We start from the raw sequence: 856 nt of genomic DNA, 5'->3' as shown, positions 1-856 counted from the left end.
CCGCGCTCGGTGAAGAGGCGTTCGCACGCCGGGGCCACCTGATTCTCGACGAATAAGCCCCACTGCCCACCCAAATCGCCGACCAGGCGGCTAGTCTCCTGGAATTTGCGGTCGGTCTCTTGGAATTTGCGGTCGGTTTCCTGGAATTTACGGTCGGTCTCCTGAGACTGCTCACGGAGCAGGCGACCGGTCTCCTGGAACTTGCGGTCGGTCTCCTGAAAGCGACGGTCGGTCTCCTTCTGCGACGCAATCAATTCACCAAGCAGATCAAGAATCTCGGCATAGGTCGTGGCCATGCGCACTGTCCTCATCCGGGTCGTTGGCCGGAGTATAGCAGGGCCGCTTGAGGAGCCCGCACGGGTGTTCCGCCTGTTGGCCGGTAATGGACGCGAACCGGGGCGAGGGTGACACACCAAAGGGGGTGTCAGAAAATGTTACACCTTTGCTCGGAAGGCGATCGGAGAAGGAGACACCATTGAGCTGCGCAGCACCGCCAGCGGATGAAGCGGCACGAGCCTATCAAGAACAACGCGTTAGCCTTTGATTCGGGCCGTCATGCTGAGTTGGCCAATGCTGAGAGGGGGCGGGCTGCAACCTGGACCATGGGCGAGATCATATGGCACCGCCGACAAACCAGGTGGCAAACAGAGAACAGAAAGGTCGCCCGACCGTCCGAGGAGTGTCCGGCCTACTCGAAACCCCCGGTCTTCGCGGGAGTTTGTAAAGCGGCGTCAGGATTTTTTGCGCTTCGGTATGGCTTTGAATTTAAGCCGGAAGTCGCGTACGGCCTACTCGGCTTGCGTCACTCAAGGCGGTTTGGCACGGATTGCCTCGCAACGATCCCCGCGTGAGGTGA

Annotated in this window: 1 pseudogene; it reads right to left on the bottom strand. The window is 59.9% G+C overall.

From position 1 onward, the window contains the following. Positions 1-296: pseudogene (locus tag G3480_RS26970) on the bottom strand (hypothetical protein); the annotation flags it as partial. Positions 297-856 lie beyond the last annotated feature (560 nt).

It is taken from the genome of Thiorhodococcus mannitoliphagus (assembly GCF_010915725.1).
Lineage (GTDB): Bacteria > Pseudomonadota > Gammaproteobacteria > Chromatiales > Chromatiaceae > Thiorhodococcus > Thiorhodococcus mannitoliphagus.
Note: the sequence above shows the minus strand (reverse complement) of the source record. Positions and strands in the feature narration are given on the sequence as shown.